The organism is Streptomyces sp. NPDC004284 (assembly GCF_042874035.1).
Taxonomy (GTDB): Bacteria; Actinomycetota; Actinomycetes; order Streptomycetales; family Streptomycetaceae; genus Streptomyces.
Genome location: NZ_JBIAMJ010000006.1, coordinates 117,213 through 134,301, shown reverse-complemented (window position 1 = coordinate 134,301; position 17,089 = coordinate 117,213). Strand labels below are relative to the sequence as shown.

Annotated in this window: 17 protein-coding genes; 16 read left to right on the top strand and 1 reads right to left on the bottom strand. The window is 72.1% G+C overall.

The window, feature by feature from the left end:
- Positions 1–311 precede the first annotated feature (311 nt).
- On the top strand, positions 312–926 hold the full coding sequence (gene rpsD / locus ACFYUS_RS17590; protein ID WP_041128255.1) for a 30S ribosomal protein S4: 615 nt from the start codon (positions 312–314) through the stop codon (positions 924–926).
- 28 nt (positions 927–954) lie between these two features.
- Here the strand turns inward: rpsD and ACFYUS_RS17585 are convergent, their stop codons facing one another.
- A complete protein-coding gene (locus tag ACFYUS_RS17585) occupies positions 955–3,156 on the bottom strand; it encodes an ATP-binding protein (protein ID WP_388852094.1) in 2,202 nt (733 codons plus the stop codon).
- A 168-nt stretch (positions 3,157–3,324) separates the two neighbouring features.
- Between ACFYUS_RS17585 and ACFYUS_RS17580 the strand changes: the two genes are divergently transcribed.
- The 15 genes from ACFYUS_RS17580 to nusB all read left to right on the top strand — a co-directional run bounded on the left by ACFYUS_RS17580 (position 3,325) and on the right by nusB (position 16,969).
- The gene (locus ACFYUS_RS17580) at positions 3,325–3,762 is read left to right on the top strand and encodes a DUF948 domain-containing protein (RefSeq protein WP_041128253.1); all 438 of its coding nucleotides are present in this window, start codon (positions 3,325–3,327) and stop codon (positions 3,760–3,762) included.
- Positions 3,763–3,768: 6 nt separating this feature from the next.
- Positions 3,769–4,122, top strand: coding sequence for a DUF6167 family protein (locus ACFYUS_RS17575; RefSeq protein ID WP_388852091.1), 354 nt, complete (start codon positions 3,769–3,771; stop codon positions 4,120–4,122).
- Positions 4,122–6,791, top strand: coding sequence for an alanine--tRNA ligase (alaS, locus tag ACFYUS_RS17570; protein WP_388852088.1), 2,670 nt, complete (start codon positions 4,122–4,124; stop codon positions 6,789–6,791). Before ACFYUS_RS17575 ends, alaS begins: the two co-directional genes overlap by 1 nt.
- A 2-nt stretch (positions 6,792–6,793) precedes the next feature.
- Positions 6,794–7,258 carry a Holliday junction resolvase RuvX gene (ruvX, locus tag ACFYUS_RS17565; protein WP_030693079.1) on the top strand — a complete coding sequence of 155 codons (465 nt, stop codon included), beginning with the start codon at positions 6,794–6,796 and terminating at the stop codon, positions 7,256–7,258.
- A 102-nt stretch (positions 7,259–7,360) separates the two neighbouring features.
- Entirely contained in the window at positions 7,361–9,112 is a 1,752-nt protein-coding gene (mltG, locus tag ACFYUS_RS17560) for an endolytic transglycosylase MltG (RefSeq protein WP_388852085.1), read from the top strand.
- The gene (locus ACFYUS_RS17555) at positions 9,093–9,935 is read left to right on the top strand and encodes a shikimate dehydrogenase (RefSeq protein ID WP_388852082.1); all 843 of its coding nucleotides are present in this window, start codon (positions 9,093–9,095) and stop codon (positions 9,933–9,935) included. The genes mltG and ACFYUS_RS17555 overlap by 20 nt, the downstream gene beginning before the upstream one ends.
- Positions 9,936–10,014: 79 nt before the next feature.
- A complete protein-coding gene (locus ACFYUS_RS17550; RefSeq protein ID WP_388852079.1) occupies positions 10,015–10,206 on the top strand; it encodes a hypothetical protein in 192 nt (63 codons plus the stop codon).
- A 114-nt stretch (positions 10,207–10,320) separates the two neighbouring features.
- The gene (aroC, locus tag ACFYUS_RS17545; protein WP_388852077.1) at positions 10,321–11,505 is read left to right on the top strand and encodes a chorismate synthase; all 1,185 of its coding nucleotides are present in this window, start codon (positions 10,321–10,323) and stop codon (positions 11,503–11,505) included.
- Positions 11,502–12,020 (top strand): shikimate kinase, encoded by a 519-nt coding sequence (locus ACFYUS_RS17540; protein ID WP_388852075.1) that lies wholly within the window; start codon positions 11,502–11,504, stop codon positions 12,018–12,020. The genes aroC and ACFYUS_RS17540 overlap by 4 nt, the downstream gene beginning before the upstream one ends.
- Positions 12,017–13,114, top strand: a complete 1,098-nt coding sequence (aroB, locus tag ACFYUS_RS17535) for a 3-dehydroquinate synthase (RefSeq protein ID WP_388852072.1) — start codon at positions 12,017–12,019, stop codon at positions 13,112–13,114. The genes ACFYUS_RS17540 and aroB overlap by 4 nt, the downstream gene beginning before the upstream one ends.
- Positions 13,111–13,557, top strand: a complete 447-nt coding sequence (gene aroQ, locus ACFYUS_RS17530) for a type II 3-dehydroquinate dehydratase (RefSeq protein WP_388852069.1) — start codon at positions 13,111–13,113, stop codon at positions 13,555–13,557. Before aroB ends, aroQ begins: the two co-directional genes overlap by 4 nt.
- Before the next feature lie 169 nt (positions 13,558–13,726).
- Positions 13,727–14,740 carry an AAA family ATPase gene (locus tag ACFYUS_RS17525; RefSeq protein ID WP_388852066.1) on the top strand — a complete coding sequence of 338 codons (1,014 nt, stop codon included), beginning with the start codon at positions 13,727–13,729 and terminating at the stop codon, positions 14,738–14,740.
- Positions 14,741–14,800: 60 nt separating this feature from the next.
- Positions 14,801–15,913, top strand: coding sequence for an aminopeptidase P family protein (locus ACFYUS_RS17520; protein WP_388852063.1), 1,113 nt, complete (start codon positions 14,801–14,803; stop codon positions 15,911–15,913).
- A 49-nt stretch (positions 15,914–15,962) separates the two neighbouring features.
- A complete protein-coding gene (efp, locus tag ACFYUS_RS17515) occupies positions 15,963–16,529 on the top strand; it encodes an elongation factor P (RefSeq protein WP_388852060.1) in 567 nt (188 codons plus the stop codon).
- Positions 16,530–16,531: 2 nt separating this feature from the next.
- The gene (gene nusB, locus ACFYUS_RS17510) at positions 16,532–16,969 is read left to right on the top strand and encodes a transcription antitermination factor NusB (RefSeq protein WP_388852057.1); all 438 of its coding nucleotides are present in this window, start codon (positions 16,532–16,534) and stop codon (positions 16,967–16,969) included.
- Positions 16,970–17,089 lie beyond the last annotated feature (120 nt).

The following is a 17,089-nucleotide window of genomic DNA, read 5'->3' as shown; positions in this document are numbered from 1 at the left end:
GTCCGGATCGCTGCGTCCCGTGTCCGGCTCCGGCCGGAACCACCAGAACGGGACAGTCAGCCGGAGACCCGGCCCCCGGGCGGGGTTTCCAGGAGCGTCGCGCACCTTCGAAGGTGTCGCGGGCCACCCATCACCACCCGGATTCCCGGGAGCGGCGATGGGTCGTTCGCGTGCTGCACGTATGTGCCCAGACCTGGGAGCGGCTGCCCGACAGGACCGTCTCGTACGGACCCGACGGGTTTCCCGGGCTGCGGATGCGACCTCCCCTAACCCTGGTGAAGCCGTATTCGTACAGATAGAGAGGTTGGTTCATGGCGAACCAGTCCCGTCCCAAGGTCAAGAAGTCGCGTGCCCTCGGCATCGCGCTGACCCCGAAGGCCGTCAAGTACTTCGAGGCCCGCCCCTACCCGCCGGGCGAGCACGGCCGTGGCCGCAAGCAGAACTCGGACTACAAGGTCCGTCTGCTCGAGAAGCAGCGTCTGCGCGCCCAGTACGACATCAGCGAGCGCCAGATGGCGCGCGCCTACGACCGCGCCAAGAAGGCCGAGGGCAAGACGGGCGAGGCGCTGGTCGTCGAGCTCGAGCGTCGCCTCGACGCCCTGGTCCTGCGTTCGGGCATCGCCCGCACCATCTACCAGGCCCGCCAGATGGTCGTGCACGGTCACATCCAGGTCAACGGTGGCAAGGTCGACAAGCCGTCGTTCCGCGTCCGTCCGGACGACGTCGTCATGGTCCGCGAGCGCAGCCGCAACAAGCCGCTGTTCGAGATGGCCCGTGAGGGTGGCTTCGCCGCCGACGGCGAGACCCCGCGCTACCTCCAGGTCAACCTGAAGGCCCTGGCCTTCCGCCTGGACCGCGACCCGAACCGCAAGGAAATCCCGGTCATCTGCGACGAGCAGCTGGTCGTCGAGTACTACGCCCGTTGATTCAGGCGTAGTACCGCCCCCGCGGTTTTCAGCCCGCCGCTTCCCCGCCCTTACCGGTGGGGGAGCCGGCGGGCTTCCGCGTTCCCGGGACCGGCGCCGACCGGGCCGTACGGAACGGACGCGGGGCCGACGGATCCCCCGGGCCGCCCACGGCGGGGTCCCGGCGCCCGGCGAGCGCGCGCTCCACGACCGCGTCGAGCGGGAGCCGCCGGCCCTCCTGGACCGCGACGTCGAACGCCTCCGCGCCCAGTACCTCCTCCGCACGCTGCCGGCACAGCGCCCGCGGCCCGTCGAAGGCCTCCGAGCCGAAGAGCCGGATGCCCACCGTGTCCCACACCGGCACCACGGCCCCCTGGAGGACCGCGGCCTCCGCCGGATCCCCCTCGCTCACCGTCACGAGCGCGAGCAGCTCGATCGCCAGGACGAGACCGACCAGGTCGCGGAAGGTGTGGTTGATCGAGACGCACTCGGTGAGCAGCTCCCGCGCCTCCCCGTACGCCTCCCGCGTCCACGCCGAGTACGCCAGGACGTAGAGCGCGTAGGCCCGCGTCCACAGCTCCCCGCGCTCCTCGCAGACCTCCCGGACCTCCCGGCAGATCGCGACCGCCCCCTCCAGATCGCCCCGGAAGGCCCGCGCCATCGCCACCTCGACCTGCCCCATCAGCACGTTGCTGTTGAGCTCGCCGAGCTCCCGGTAGGAGTCGAGCGCCCGCCCGATCAGCGACTCGGCCCGCGGCAGATCGTCCGAGAGCAGCGCGAGACAGCCCATCCGGTGCGTCGCGTACGCCTCCGCCAGCGCGTTCCGCGAGGAACGGGCCCGCTCCCCGCACTCGTGGAGCGCCGCCACCGCCGCCGTACCGTCCCCCTGGAGCACCGCCACGTACCCGAGCACCCACAGCGCCTTGAGCCGCGCCTCCTCGTGCCCGGACTCCAGCGCGAGCGCCCGCTCCAGCCAGTGCCGGCCCTCCGACAGGCGCCCGCAGCCCACCCAGGCGAACCAGAGCGTGCCCGCCAGGTGCTGGGCGAGGTGCGCCTCCCCGGGGACCTCGAGGCACAGGTCGAGCGCCGCCCGCAGATTGGGCAGCGCCGCGTCCGTACGGGCCGCCACCTCCACCTGGCGCGGACTGAACCACTCCAGCTCGCACCAGGTGGCGAGCCCCATGTACCAGTCGCGGTGCCGCCGCCGCATCCGCTCCGTGTCGCCGAGCGCCGCCAGCCACTCCGCCCCGTACGCGGCGACCGTGTCCAGGAGCCGGTACGAGGGACCCGCCGGGGTGTCCTCCCGCGACACCAGCGACTGCGCGAGCAGACCCCCGAGGTGGTCGAGGACCCGCTCCGGCGGCAGCTCCCGGCTCCCGCACACGTACTCCACCGCCTCCAGGTCGAAAGGGCCGGCGAACACCGAGAGCCGCGCCCAGAGCAGCCGCTCCTGAGGGGTGCACAGCTCATGGCTCCAGCCGATCGCGGTGCGCAGCGTCTGATGGCGGGGGAGCGCCCCGCGCTCGCCGTCCGTCAGGAGCCGGAAGCGGTCGTCGAGCCGGTGCAGCATCTGCTCCACGGAGAGGAGGGGGAGACGGCCGGCCGCCAGTTCGAGGGCGAGCGGGATGCCGTCGAGCCGCCGGCACAGCTCCCGTACGGCCCCCGCACCCGGCGTCCCCGTACCCGAGACGTCCGGCACACCCGGAACGCCCGGGACCACCGGTGCCCCCGCCTCCGCCGCCCGCTCGGCGAGCAGCACCACCGCGTCCGCCTCGTCCATCGGCGCCAGCGGGAACACCGCCTCGCCCGCCACCCGCAGCGGCCGCCGGCCGACCGCGAGCACGGTGAGACCGGGCGCGTGGACGAGGAGCTCCCGCACCAGCGCGGCGCAGCTCTCCACCAGGTGCTCGAAACCGTCCACCACCAGCAGCATCCGCCGCTCCGCGAGGTGCTCGACCAGCACCTCGCGCGGGGCCCTCGGCGTGTGGTCGGTCAGCCCGAGCGCCTCGACCAGCGCGTACGCCACCAGGCCGGGATCGCGCAGCGGCGCGAACTCGGCGAGCCGGACCCCCTCGCCGTAGCGTTTCTGCGCCCCCGCGGCAGCCCGCAGCGCGAGACGCGTCTTGCCGACCCCGCCCACGCCCACGACCGTGACCAGGCGGGATGTCTCAAGGAGCGCCGTCAGTGCGGCCTGCTCGGCGGCCCGTCCGACGAACCGGTTCAGCTCCACCGGGAGATTGCTCCGTCGCATGGGACACGGAGCGTACTCACCCGCGCGCGCTCCGTACAATCGGTTCCCGTGACGCCCGTCCCACGGGCGGTAATGCGGTACGGCAGGACAGCCCGGGCGCGATAGGGTCGGGGGACTACTTTTCACAGGCCCGACGACAGGCCCAACGACAGCAGAGAGCGGTGCACAGTGACCGGTGGAGAGGTTGCCGGGATCCTGGTGGCCGTGTTCTGGGCGATCCTCGTCTCCTTCCTCGCCGTGGTGCTGGTGAGGCTGGCACAGACGCTCAGGGCGACCACCAAGCTGGTGGCGGACGTGACCGAGCAGGCCGTTCCCCTGCTGGCCGACGCCTCCGCGACCGTGCGCTCGGCACAGACCCAGCTCGACCGGGTCGACGCCATCGCCTCGGACGTCCAGGAGGTCACCTCCAACGCCTCCGCGCTGTCCACGACCGTCGCCTCCACCTTCGGCGGCCCGCTCGTCAAGGTGGCCGCCTTCGGCTACGGCGTCCGCCGGGCGCTCGGCCGGGGCCGTGAGGCCGAGGACGCGCCGCGCGCCGCCGTCCGCCGCACTGTGATCGTCGGCCGTACCGTGCCGTCCTCGCGACGCCGGAAGCAGAAGGGCTGAGCCGCGATGTTCCGCCGCACGTTCTGGTTCACGGCCGGCGCAGCCGCCGGCGTGTGGGCCACCACCAAGGTCAACAGGAAGCTCAAGCAGCTGACCCCCGAGAGCCTCGCGGCCCAGGCGGCGAACAAGGCCGTCGAGACCGGCCACCGGCTCAAGGACTTCGCCCTCGACGTTCGGGCGGGCATGGTCCAGCGGGAGGCCGAGCTGGGCGAGGCGCTCGGCCTGGACACCCCCGTGGAGCAGGGCCGGGAGCTGCCGGAGCCGCGCCGCAGGGCCGCCCTCGGCCGGGCCGCGCACCCGACCACCTATTCGTTTTCCAAGATGCCCACGAGTTCATACAACCGGAATGAGGACCACTGATGGAGTCGGCTGAAATCCGCCGCCGCTGGCTGAGCTTCTTCGAGGAGCGCGGGCACACCGTCGTCCCTTCGGCGTCGCTCATCGCGGACGACCCGACTCTGCTGCTCGTCCCGGCCGGCATGGTGCCGTTCAAGCCCTACTTCCTGGGTGAGGTCAAGCCGCCCTTCACGCGCGCCTCCAGCGTGCAGAAGTGCGTGCGCACGCCGGACATCGAGGAGGTCGGCAAGACCACCCGCCACGGCACGTTCTTCCAGATGTGCGGCAACTTCTCCTTCGGCGACTACTTCAAGGAAGGCGCCATCAAGCTCGCCTGGGAGCTGCTGACCACCCCGGTGGAGCACGGCGGCTACGGGCTCGAGCCGGAGAAGCTCTGGATCACCGTCTACCAGGAGGACGACGAGGCCGAGCAGATCTGGCGCGACGTCGTCGGCGTCCCGGCCGAGCGCATCCAGCGCCTCGGCAAGAAGGACAACTACTGGTCCATGGGCGTCCCCGGCCCCTGCGGCCCCTGCTCCGAGATCAACTACGACCGCGGTCCCGAATTCGGCGTCGAGGGCGGCCCGGCCGTCAACGACGAGCGGTACGTGGAGATCTGGAACCTCGTCTTCATGCAGTACGAGCGCGGTGAGGGCTCCGGCAAGGACGACTTCCCGATCCTCGGCGAGCTGCCGTCGAAGAACATCGACACGGGCCTCGGTCTCGAGCGCCTGGCGATGATCCTCCAGGGCGTCCAGAACATGTACGAGACGGACACCCTCCAGGTCGTCATCGACAAGGCCACCGCCCTCACCGGCGTCGCCTACGGCAAGGCCCACGACAGCGACGTCTCGCTGCGCGTGGTCGCCGACCACATGCGCACGTCCGTCATGCTCATCGGCGACGGCGTCACCCCGGGCAACGAGGGCCGCGGCTACGTCCTGCGCCGCATCATGCGCCGCGCCGTCCGCAACATGCGCCTCCTCGGCGCCACCGGCCCGGTCGTCCAGGACCTCGTCGACACCGTGATCGACACGATGGGCGAGCAGTACCCGGAGCTGGTCACCGACCGCAAGCGCATCGAGACCGTCGCCCTCGCCGAAGAGGCCGCCTTCCTGAAGGCCCTCAAGGGCGGCACCAACATCCTCGACACCGCCGTCACCGAGACCAAGGCCGCCGGCGGCACGGTCCTCGCCGGCGAGAAGGCCTTCCTGCTCCACGACACCTGGGGCTTCCCGATCGACCTCACCCTGGAGATGGCCGCCGAGCAGGGCCTCTCCGTGGACGAGGACGGCTTCCGCCGCCTGATGAAGGAGCAGCGGGACCGCGCCAAGGCCGACGCCAAGGCCAAGAAGACCGGTCACGCCGACATGACCGCGTACCGGGAGATCGCCGACAGCAACGGCGCCACCCAGTTCACGGGCTACACCAACACCGAGGGCGAGACCACGGTCGTCGGCCTCCTCGTGAACGGCGTCCCCTCGCCGGCCGCCTCCGAGGGCGACGAGGTCGAGGTCGTCCTCGACCGCACCCCGTTCTACGCCGAGGGCGGCGGCCAGATCGCCGACCAGGGCCGCATCAAGCTGCACAGCGGTGCCGTCATCGAGGTCCGCGACGTCCAGCAGCCGGTCCCCGGCGTCTCGGTCCACAAGGGCTCCGTGCAGGTCGGCGAGGTGACCGTGGGCTCCACCGCCTACGCCACCATCGACGTCAAGCGCCGCCGGGCCATCGCCCGCGCCCACTCCGCCACGCACCTGACGCACCAGGCCCTGCGTGACGCCCTCGGCCCGACGGCCGCCCAGGCCGGTTCCGAGAACCAGCCCGGTCGCTTCCGCTTCGACTTCGGCTCGCCGAACGCCGTCCCCGGCGCGGTCCTCACCGACGTCGAGCAGAAGATCAACGAGGTCCTCTCGCGCGAGCTGGAGGTCCACGCCGAGGTCATGCCGATCAACGAGGCCAAGCGCCAGGGCGCCATCGCCGAGTTCGGCGAGAAGTACGGCGAGCAGGTCCGCGTCGTCACCATCGGCGACTTCTCCAAGGAGCTGTGCGGCGGCACGCACGTCGGCAACACCGCCCAGCTGGGCCTGGTGAAGCTGCTCGGCGAGTCGTCCATCGGTTCCGGCGTGCGCCGCATCGAGGCCCTCGTCGGCGTCGACGCGTACAACTTCCTCGCCCGTGAGCACACGGTCGTCGCCCAGCTCCAGGAGCTCGTCAAGGGCCGCCCGGAGGAGCTGCCGGAGAAGATCTCCTCCATGCTCGGCAAGCTGAAGGACGCCGAGAAGGAGATCGAGAAGTTCCGCGCGGAGAAGGTCCTCCAGGCCGCCGCCGGTCTCGTCGACTCCGCCCGCGACATCCGCGGCGTCGCCCTCGTCACCGGCCAGGTCCCGGACGGCACGACCGCCGACGACCTGCGCAAGCTGGTCCTCGACGTCCGCGGCCGCATCCCGTCCGACCGCCCGGCCGTCGTGGCCCTGTTCACCACGGTGGGCGGCAAGCCGCTGACGGTCATCGCCACCAACGAGGCCGCCCGCGAGCGCGGTCTCAAGGCCGGCGAGCTCGTCCGCACGGCCGCCAAGACCCTCGGCGGCGGTGGCGGCGGCAAGCCGGACGTCGCCCAGGGCGGCGGCCAGAACCCGGAGGCCGTCGGCGAGGCCATCGCCGCGGTCGAGCGCCTCGTGGTGGAGACGGCGTGACGATGCGCCGCGGCCGCCGTCTCGCGGTCGACGTCGGGGACGCCCGGATCGGGGTCGCCTCGTGCGACCCCGACGGGGTCCTCGCCACGCCGGTGGAGACCGTGCCGGGACGTGACGTCCCGGCCGCCCACCGGCGGCTCCGCCAGATCGTCGAGGAGTACGAGCCGATCGAGGTCGTCGTGGGCCTGCCCCGCTCGCTCAGCGGGCGGGAGGGCCCGGCCGCGACCAAGGTCCGCGCCTTCGCCCGCGAGATGGCCAAGGGCATCGCCCCGGTGCCGGTCCGCCTCGTCGACGAGCGGATGACCACCGTCACCGCGACCCAGGGCCTGCGGGCCTCGGGCGTGAAGGCGAAGAAGGGGCGGTCCGTCATCGACCAGGCCGCCGCTGTGATCATCCTTCAGAACGCTCTTGAGTCCGAACGGGTATCAGGTAATCCGCCCGGTGAGGGCGTCGAAGTGGTCATCTGATCGCGATACGGTAACGTTCCGCGCGATGCGGCGGTGTTCGAACAGCTGCCGTACTACGTAGAGGCGGATCGTCCGGAAGCCTCGCGGCTGTTTTGGGGATCGATGACTGAGTATGGCCGGGGCCCTGGCTCCGAACCGTGGCACCCCGGGGACCCGCTCTACGGGGACCAGGGGTGGGAGGGCCAGCAGCAGTACCAGCACCCGCAGCATCCGCAGCAGGCGAACCAGTACGGTCACGGAGCCCAGGGCTACGTGGATCCGTACGGCCAGGGCGGCCAGGGCGGTCAGGGGTACGAGGCGGACCCGTACCAGCAGCAGTACCACCAGCAGCAGTACGCGGATCCTCAGTACCAGCAGCAGCATCAGCAGCAGCAGTACCAGCAGCCGCAGCAGTACGAGACGGGGTACCCGGGCGGATACGACACGTCCGGGAACCTCGGACAGCAGTACGACGGCAACTGGGAGACCGGCCAGGCGGCGATGGCGTACAACGCGCCCCCGGCCGATCCGTACGGCGGCCAGAACCCCGACCTCTACGGGACCCCTGAGGCCTACCCGCCGCCCCAGCCGCCCGGCCGCCGCCAGAACCCGCCGGAGCCGGTCGTCGACTGGGCGCCGGAGGAGGAGGCGCAGCCGGAGCCGGAGCCCGAGGAGGAGAAGCACCCCTTCTTCACCGGCGACGACGAGGACGACGACCACGACGAGGAGCCGGGCCGCGGCCGCGGCCGGGGCTCCCGCGAGGCCGACCGCGAACGCCGCAGCAAAGCGAAGAAACGCAAAGGCAAGAACGGCATGGCCTGTCTGGTCGTCGCGGCCGTCCTGGTCGGCGGCGTGGGCGGCATCGGCTACTTCGGCTACAAGTTCTGGCAGGGCCAGTTCGGCGCGGCGCCCGACTACGAGGGCGGCGGCAGCGGGGTCGTCCAGGTCGAGATCCCGAAGGACGCCGGCGGCTACGAGATCGGCAACATCCTCAAGAAGGCCGGCGTCGTCAAGAGCGTCGACGCCTTCGTCTCGGCGCAGCAGAAGAACCCCCGGGGCCTCTCGATCCAGGCGGGCGCCTACACGCTGAAGAAGGAGATGTCGGCCGACAGCGCGGTGACGCTGATGCTGAACCCCGCCAGCCAGGCCAACCTCATCATCCCCGAGGGCAAGCGGAACGCCTGGGTGTACGAGAAGCTCGACGAGCGTCTGGACCTCAAGCCGGGCACCACCAAGGAGATCGCGTTCGCGAAGGCGGACTCCCTCGGCCTGCCCGACTGGGCCAAGAACCACGAGGACGTCAAGGACCCCCTGGAAGGCTTCCTCTTCCCGGCCAGCTACCCCGTCGCCAAGGGCGGCAAGCCCGAGGACGCCCTGCGCAAGATGGTCGCCCGCGCGAACCAGGAGTACACGAAGCTGGACCTGGACGCGAAGGCGAAGGGGCTGGGCGTCAAGGGGCCGTGGGAGCTCCTCACGGTCGCGAGCCTGGTGCAGGCGGAGGGCAAGACGCACGACGACTTCCGCAAGATGGCGGAGGTCGTCTACAACCGCCTCAAGCCGAGCAACATGGAGACCGTCCAGCTGCTGCAGTTCGACTCGACCCTCAACTATCTGAAGGGTCAGAGCGAGATCAAGATCTCCGAGCAAGAGGCGAACACCAACACCGACCCGTACAACACGTACAAGCACAAGGGACTTCCGCCGGGACCGATCAGCAACCCGGGCAACGAAGCGCTGGCCGCCATGCTCAACCCCACGAACGACGGCTGGCTCTACTTCGTCGCCACCGACGGCATGAACAAGACCGAGTTCGCGAAGACCCTGGCCGAGCACAACAGGTTGAAGGAAAAGTTCAATGCCAACTCGAACCAGTGAGACGGGGCGTCGCGCGGCCGTCCTCGGTTCGCCGATCGCCCACTCGCTCTCCCCGGTCCTGCACCGCGCCGCGTACGCCGAGCTCGGGCTCGACGACTGGGCGTACGACCGCTTCGAGGTCGACGAGGCGGCGCTGCCGGGGTTCGTGACCGAGCTGGACGCGACCTGGGCCGGGCTCTCGCTGACCATGCCGCTGAAGCGGGCGATCATTCCGCTGCTCGACGAGATCAGCGACACGGCCGCCTCCGTGGAGGCCGTCAACACCGTCGTCTTCACCGAGGACGGGCGCCGGGTCGGCGACAACACCGACATCCCCGGCATGATCGCCGCCCTGCGTGAGCGGGGCGTCGAGAAGGTGGAGTCGGCGGCCGTCCTCGGCGCCGGCGCCACCGCCTCCTCCGCGCTCGCCGCACTCGCCCGGATCTGCGCGGGCCCCGTCACCGCGTACGTACGGAGCGAGGCGCGGGCCGAGGAGATGCGCGGCTGGGGCGAGCGGCTCGGCGTGGACGTCCGTACCGCCGGCTGGGACGACGCGGCCGAGGCCTTCGCCTCCCCGCTGGTGATCGCGACCACCCCGGCCGGCACCACCAACGTGCTCGCCCCCGCCGTCCCCGACCGGGTCGGCACCCTCTTCGACGTCCTGTACGACCCCTGGCCGACCCCCCTCGCGGCCGCCTGGTCCGACCGCGGCGGCAAGGTCGTCGGCGGCCTCGACCTCCTCGTCCACCAGGCCGTCCTCCAGGTCGAACAGATGACGGGCGTCCCGAGGGCCCCGCTCGCGGCGATGCGGGCGGCGGGGGAGCAGGCGCTGGCGGCTCGTTAGGATCCCCTCTGCCGAGGGGATCACGGGGGGAGCGGCAGTGGACACGGGTGGGGAACCGATACTGGCGTCCCGATGGGGAATGTCCTTCACCATCGTGCGTTTCGTCTACGCGGTGTTCTTCCACGACCTGCCCGCGTGGGTGAGGTATCCCGCGCTGGCGCTCGGGGGCGCCGTGGTCGTCCACCTCGGCCTCGGCCGGCTGCGGGAACGCTTCGGCGCGCCCGCTGACGAGGACGAGGCCGTCCAGGAGAGCAGGGCCGACGTCCGATAGCTGGACCGGAGGGCCGGTTCACCCCCGGGGCGTGGGAGGATCGGGGGAGGCGGGCCAGGGCCGCGCACCCGGTCGTGCCGTCGCAGTGCCCGGGCGCGAGCATGAGGAGCATCGTTGAGCAGGTTGCGTTGGCTGACCGCTGGGGAATCCCACGGACCCGCGCTGGTCGCGACGCTGGAGGGTCTTCCCGCCGGCGTCCCGGTCACCACTGAGCTGGTGGCGGACCACCTGGCGCGGCGACGCCTCGGCTATGGGCGTGGCGCCCGCATGAAGTTCGAGCAGGACGAGGTCACCTTCCTCGGCGGTGTCCGGCACGGGCTCTCCCTCGGCTCCCCGATCGCCGTGATGGTCGGCAACACCGAGTGGCCCAAGTGGGAGAAGGTCATGTCGGCCGACCCGGTCGACCCCTCGGAGCTCAAGGAGACGGGCCGCAACGCGCCCCTGACCCGGCCCCGTCCCGGCCACGCCGACCTCGCCGGCATGCAGAAGTACGGCTTCGACGAGGCCCGGCCGATCCTGGAGCGCGCCAGCGCCCGGGAGACCGCCGCCCGCGTCGCCCTCGGCGCCGTCGCCCGGTCCTTCCTCAAGGAGGCCGCCGGGATCGAGATCGTGAGCCACGTCGTGGAGCTCGCGGCCGCCAAGGCCCCGTACGGCCTCTACCCGACCCCCGCCGACGTCGAGAAGCTCGACGCCGACCCGGTCCGCTGCCTCGACGCCGACGCGTCGAAGGCGATGGTCGCCGAGATCGACCAGGCCCACAAGGACGGCGACACCCTGGGCGGTGTGGTCGAGGTCCTCGCGTACGGCGTGCCCGTCGGCCTCGGCTCGCACGTCCACTGGGACCGTCGTCTCGACGCCCGGCTCGCCGCCGCCCTCATGGGCATCCAGGCCATCAAGGGCGTCGAGGTCGGCGACGGCTTCGACCTCGCCCGCGTGCCCGGCTCCCAGGCCCACGACGAGATCGTGCGCACCGAGGACGGCATCGTGCGCACCTCCGGCCGCTCCGGCGGCACCGAGGGCGGTCTGACCACCGGCGAACTGCTGCGCGTCCGCGCCGCGATGAAGCCGATCGCGACCGTCCCGCGCGCCCTGGCCACGATCGACGTCGCCACCGGCGAGGCCGCGGCCGCCCACCACCAGCGCTCCGACGTCTGCGCCGTCCCCGCCGCCGGCATCGTCGCCGAGGCCATGGTCGCGCTCGTCCTCGCGGACGCGGTCGTCGAGAAGTTCGGCGGCGACTCGGTCCCCGAGACCCGCCGCAACGTGCAGTCCTACCTCGACAACCTGCACATCCGGTGACCGGCGGACCCCTGGTCGTCCTCGTCGGCCCCATGGGCTCCGGCAAGTCCACGGTGGGCGCGCTCCTGGCCGAACGGCTCGGCGCGCCCTACCGGGACACCGACGCCGACATCGTCGCCGCCGAAGGACGCGAGATCTCCGACATCTTCGTCGAGGACGGCGAGGAGCACTTCCGCGCCCTGGAGCGGGCCGCGGTCGCCGCGGCCGTCGCCGAGCACGAGGGCGTCCTCGCCCTCGGCGGCGGCGCGATCCTGGACGCCGGGACCCGTGCCCTGCTCGCCGGGCTGCCCGTCGCGTACCTCTCCATGGACGTCGAGGAGGCCGTACGCCGGGTCGGGCTCAACACCGCCCGGCCGCTGCTCGCCGTCAACCCGCGCCGTCAGTGGCGCGAGCTGATGGAGGCGCGCCGCCATCTGTACGAAGAAGTCGCACGCGCCGTCGTCTCCACCGACGACCGCACCCCCGAAGAGGTCGCCCAGGCGGTCCTCGACGCACTGGAGTTGAAGGACGTATGACGGACCAGGACCAGGTCACCCGTATCCAGGTCGGCGGTTCCGCGGGCACCGACCCGTACGAGGTACTGGTCGGGCGGCAGCTCCTCGGTGAGCTCCCCGGCCTCATCGGCACCCAGGCCAAGCGGGTCGCCGTGATCCACCCGGAGGCGCTCGCCGACACCGGCGAGGCGCTCCGCGCGGACCTCGCCGAGCAGGGCTACGAAGCGGTCGCCATCCAGGTGCCGAACGCCGAGGAGGCGAAGACCGCCGAGGTCGCCGCCTACTGCTGGAAGGCGCTCGGCCAGACCGGCTTCACCCGCAGCGACGTCGTCGTCGGCGTCGGCGGCGGCGCCACCACCGACCTCGCGGGCTTCGTGGCCGCGACCTGGCTGCGGGGCGTCCGCTGGATCGCCGTGCCGACGACCGTCCTGGCCATGGTCGACGCGGCCGTCGGCGGCAAGACGGGCATCAACACCGCCGAGGGCAAGAACCTCGTCGGCGCCTTCCACCCGCCCGCCGGGGTCCTGTGCGACCTCGCCGCGCTGGACTCGCTGCCGGTCCACGACTACGTCAGCGGCCTCGCGGAGATCATCAAGGCCGGCTTCATCGTCGACCCGGTGATCCTCGACCTCATCGAGGAGGACCCGCAGGCCGCCCGCACCCCCGCCGGCCCGCACACCGCCGAGCTGCTCGTCCGCTCGATCAAGGTCAAGGCCGAGGTCGTCTCCGGCGACCTCAAGGAGTCCGGCCGCCGCGAGATCCTCAACTACGGCCACACCCTCGCCCACGCCATCGAGAAGAACGAGCGGTACAAGTGGCGCCACGGCGCCGCCGTCTCCGTCGGCATGGTCTTCGCCGCCGAGCTCGGCCGCCTCGCCGGGCGGCTCGACGACGCCACCGCCGACCGGCACCGCGCCGTCCTGGAGTCCGTCGGCCTGCCGCTCACCTACCGCGGCGACCAGTGGCCCAAGCTCCTGGAGACCATGCGGGTCGACAAGAAGTCCCGCGGCGACCTGCTCCGCTTCATCGTGCTCGACGGGCTCGGCAAGCCGACCGTCCTGGAGGGCCCCGACCCGGCCGTCCTGATCGCGGCGTACGGCGAGGTGTCCGCGTGAGCGAGGCGCGTCCGGTTCTGGTGCTGAACGGTCCCAACCTGGGCCGTCTCGGCTCCCGCGAGCCCGACATCTACGGCGCCACCTCCTACAAGGGGCTCGTCGAGTCCTGCCGGACCCTCGGCGCGGAGCTCGGCTTCGACGTCGACGTGCGGGAGACCAACGACGAGGGCGAGATGATCCGCTGGCTCCACGAGGCCGCGGACGGCTCGATCCCGGTGGTGATCAACCCCGGCGCGTTCACGCACTACTCGTACGGGATGCGGGACGCCGCCGCCCAGCGGACCGCCCCGCTGATCGAGGTGCACATCTCGAACCCGTACGCCCGTGAGGAGTTCCGGCACACCTCGGTCATCGCGGCCGTGGCGACCGGGACGGTCGCCGGGTTCGGGATCGGCTCCTACCGGCTGGCGCTGCGGGCGCTCGCCGAGGAGCTCACCGACTGACAGGGCATGACGGGCCTGACAGGGCCCGACGGGCCCGACAGGGCTGGTCGGGCACCAGGGGGCGTCCCCGGCCGTTCCCCCTGTGGGGGTCGGGGACGGTAACGTTTCGCCCGTCCACGGACACACCGGTCCGGGGATCCATCAGGCGCACGAGACGGAGTGGCACCGGATGCAGCACGCAGTGGGGGGTCCGCTGCCACCGCCCGAACGACCGGACCGGGAGACCGGACCCCTGCCGGGGCCGGGACCCGTGCCCGGAGCGGGAGGCGGGGAACTCGGGGGGCAGCCGGTCGTCCCTCCGCCGGTTCCGCCGGGCACTCCCTACCCGGGGCCGGCCGCCGGACCCCGGCTCGGTGTGCACCCGACCGTCCAGGCAGGGGCTCCCCGGCCCCCGCACGCCCCGCCGGGCTGGGGCGCCCCCGGAGGCGTACCGCAGCATCCGGCGGCCCCGCAGCACCCCGCGGCCCCCCACCCGGCGGCCCCGCAGCACCCCGCTTCCGGGCCCCACCCGGCCGCCCCGCCGCACCCCGCCTCCCCGCCGCGCGCGGACCTCACCGGGCACGTTCCGCTGCCGCCGGTGGGCGTGCCGAGCGCGCCGCCCGTGGAGCACGGTGCCGGGACCGGTACGGCGACCCTCGCCGTGCTGCTCATCGGGCCCGCGGGCGCGGGCAAGACGACCGTCGCCCGGCACTGGGCGCAGCGCCGCCGCGTGCCGACCGCGCACATCAGCCTCGACGACGTCCGCGAGTGGGTCTGCTCCGGCTTCGCCGATCCGCAGTCCGGGTGGAACGAGCACTCGGAGGCGCAGTACCGGCTCGCCCGCCGCACCTGCGGCTTCGCCGCGCGCAACTTCCTCGCCAACGGCATCTCCTGCATCGTCGACGACGCCGTCTTCCCCGACCGGCCCGTCGTCGGCCTCGGCGGCTGGAAGCGCCACGTGGGCCCCGGTCTGCTGCCGGTCGTCCTCCTGCCCGGCCTGGAGGTCGTCCTGGAGCGCAACGCCGAGCGCAGCGGCAACCGGCGCCTCTCGGACGAGGAGGTCGCCGCCATCCACGGCCGGATGGCCGGCTGGTACGGCTCGGGCCTGCCGATCATCGACAACTCCACGTACGACGTCGAGACCACCGCGCGCGTCCTCGACGACGTCCTCGCCCGCGCGATCGCGAGCCCGCCCACCTGGTGACCCCGCCCGGACGGCTGTTCTGAACAGGCCGTCGCGGCGCCACGCTCGTAGGCTCGGAACATGTCAGAGGTGTATGCGGACCGCCGTGTACGGCTGCGCGACCGGTGCGCGGCCGCGGGCAGCCCGGCGGCCCTGGTCTCCCGCCCCGCCAACGTCCGCTATCTCGCGGGTGGTTCGCCGCCCGGCGCGGTCCTCCTCGTCGGGCCGGAGCCGGACACCGACGTCCTGCTCCGCCCCGTCGCGCCCGGTGGCGAGCCGGCCGACGGGCGGCTCGACGAGCTGCTCCGGCAGCAGGTCCTGCCCACCGGCGGCGGCGATCCGGCGGTCACCGCCGCCGACCTCGCCCGCCGGGCCGGCGCCGACGCGCTCGCGGTCGAGGAGCACCATCTGACCGTCGCCCGGCACCGGGCCATGGGCTCCGTCGCCCCCGGACTGCACCTCGCCGACCTCGCGTGCGCCGTGGAGCAGCTCAGGATCGTCAAGGACGAGGACGAGATCGCCTGCCTGCGGATCGCGGCGGAGATCGCCGACCAGGCGCTCGGCGAACTCCTGGAGTCGATCCTCGTGGGGCGGACCGAGCGTCACCTCGCCCTGGAGCTGGAGCGGCGGCTCGTCGACCACGGCGCCGACGGGGCCGCCTTCCCCACCTCGGTGGGGACCGGCCCGCACTCCGGGCGCCGGGGGCACCGGCCCACCGACCGCAGGGTCGAGGAGGGTGATTTCCTCTCCGTCTGCCTCGGCGCCGACTACCGCGGCTACCGGTGCGAGATCGGCCGGACCTTCGTCATCGGCACCACCCCCGCCGACTGGCAGATCGAGCTGTACGAGCTCGTCTTCGCCGCTCAGCGGGCGGGCCGCGAGTCCCTCGCGCCCGGCGCCGACTACCGGGACGTGGACCGGGCGGCCCGTCAGATCCTGGACGCCGCGGGGCACGCGGCGGCCGCCGTGCCCTTCACCGGGCACGGAGTGGGGCTCGAAATCGACGAGGACCCGCAGCTCTCACCCTCGGCCATGGGTAAACTGGACGCTTGTGTGCCGGTCACCGTCGAACCGGGGGTTCACCTCCCGGGCCGGGGCGGGGTCCGGATCGATGACACGCTCGTCGTGCGCCAGGAGGCGGACGGCGGACCCGAGCTACTCACCATCACGACCAAGGAGCTGCTCGCGCTGTAAGGCGCGTACGCCTCCCAGGTCCCACGTCAGTCCAGGAGATTCCGCAACCGTGGCTTCCACGAACGACCTCAAGAACGGCATGGTGCTCAAGCTCGAAGGCGGCCAGCTCTGGTCCGTCGTCGAGTTCCAGCACGTCAAGCCCGGCAAGGGCCCGGCCTTCGTGCGCACCAAGCTCAAGAACGTGCTGTCCGGCAAGGTCGTCGACAAGACCTTCAACGCGGGCGTCAAGGTCGAGACGGCCACCATCGACCGCCGCGACATGCAGTTCTCCTACATGGACGGCGAGTACTTCGTCTTCATGGACATGGAGACCTACGACCAGCTGCACGTCGACCGCAAGTCGGTGGGCGACGCCGCCAACTTCCTGATCGAGGGCTTCACCGCCTCGGTCGCGCAGCACGAGGGCTCCGTGCTCTACGTCGAGCTCCCGGCCGCCGTCGAGCTGGTCATCCAGCACACCGACCCGGGCGTCCAGGGCGACCGCTCCACCGGTGGCACCAAGCCGGCGACCCTGGAGACCGGTCACGAGATCCAGGTCCCGCTCTTCATCACCACCGGTGAGAAGGTCAAGGTCGACACCCGCGACAGCAGCTACCTCGGCCGGGTGAACAGCTAACCGTGGCCGCTCGGAGCAAGGCGCGCAAGCGCGCCTTCCAGATCCTCTTCGAGGCCGACCAGCGCGGCGCCTCCGTCCAGGAGGTCCTCGCGGACCAGGTCCGGCTCGCGCGGTCCGACGACCGTCAGCCGCCGGTCAACGACTTCACCATGCAGCTGGTCGAGGGATACGCGGAGCACGTGGCGCGGATCGACGAGCTCATCGCGACCTACGCGGTGGACTGGGACCTCGACCGGATGCCCGTCGCCGACCGGAACATCGTGCGCCTCGGTGCGTACGAGGTCATCTGGGAGGACGGCACGCCCGACGCGGTCGCGATCGACGAGGCGGTGCAGCTCGCCAAGGAGTTCTCCACCGACGAGTCCCCGACCTTCGTCAACGGCCTGCTGGCGCGCTTCAAGGACCTGAAGCCGCGCCTGCGCCGGGACGAGGACGCCTAGTCCCGTACGGTACGCGAAGGGGCCCGCAGCATTCGGTGCTGCGGGCCCCTTCGCGTACCCCCGGCGCTCCCGGGGGAAAGCAACGGGCCCGTGGACGTCGGATGACGTCCACGGGCCCGG

Bases quoted from the DNA above. Each gene is read 5' to 3' on its own strand.
- mltG (WP_388852085.1), top strand. From the start codon at position 7,361: ATGACTGAGTATGGCCGGGGCCCTGGCTCCGAACCGTGGCACCCCGGG.
- rpsD (WP_041128255.1), top strand. From the start codon at position 312: ATGGCGAACCAGTCCCGTCCCAAGGTCAAGAAGTCGCGTGCCCTCGGC.
- aroB (WP_388852072.1), top strand. From the start codon at position 12,017: ATGACGGACCAGGACCAGGTCACCCGTATCCAGGTCGGCGGTTCCGCG.
- ACFYUS_RS17525 (WP_388852066.1), top strand. From the start codon at position 13,727: ATGCAGCACGCAGTGGGGGGTCCGCTGCCACCGCCCGAACGACCGGAC.
- ACFYUS_RS17550 (WP_388852079.1), top strand. From the start codon at position 10,015: ATGTCCTTCACCATCGTGCGTTTCGTCTACGCGGTGTTCTTCCACGAC.
- ruvX (WP_030693079.1), top strand. From the start codon at position 6,794: ATGCGCCGCGGCCGCCGTCTCGCGGTCGACGTCGGGGACGCCCGGATC.
- ACFYUS_RS17555 (WP_388852082.1), top strand. From the start codon at position 9,093: ATGCCAACTCGAACCAGTGAGACGGGGCGTCGCGCGGCCGTCCTCGGT.
- alaS (WP_388852088.1), top strand. From the start codon at position 4,122: ATGGAGTCGGCTGAAATCCGCCGCCGCTGGCTGAGCTTCTTCGAGGAG.
- ACFYUS_RS17520 (WP_388852063.1), top strand. From the start codon at position 14,801: ATGTCAGAGGTGTATGCGGACCGCCGTGTACGGCTGCGCGACCGGTGC.
- ACFYUS_RS17575 (WP_388852091.1), top strand. From the start codon at position 3,769: ATGTTCCGCCGCACGTTCTGGTTCACGGCCGGCGCAGCCGCCGGCGTG.
- ACFYUS_RS17585 (WP_388852094.1), bottom strand. From the start codon at position 3,156: ATGCGACGGAGCAATCTCCCGGTGGAGCTGAACCGGTTCGTCGGACGG.